Genomic DNA, 278 nt, shown 5'->3' on the forward strand with positions numbered 1-278 from the left:
GTATTAAGCGATCCATTTAAATCAATACCAGCACAGGCATTTAATGAAACGCTGACTTTAAAGCCGCATTGTATGGCATGAAGTGCAGAAAATCCAACACAAAAATCCGTTGCTAAGCCACACATAATGAGTTTTGTAAAACCATGTTCTTTAAGGTAAACTTGTAAGCCTGTTGGTGTTTTTTGATCATTTTCAAAAAAAGCAGAATAGCTATCAATTTTTTGATTATAGCCTTTTCTGAGGATGAGCTGTGCTTTCTCAACTTTGAGAGATGTGTG

At 35.6% G+C, this 278-nt stretch carries 1 protein-coding gene; it reads right to left on the reverse strand.

The window, feature by feature from the left end:
- Nucleotides 1-278 (reverse strand): isochorismatase family protein (locus ACFIK8_RS12090; RefSeq protein ID WP_375669571.1); only part of this gene is annotated, 278 nt, incomplete at both ends.

The sequence above is a fragment of the Bartonella sp. MR168JLCBS genome (assembly GCF_042194175.1).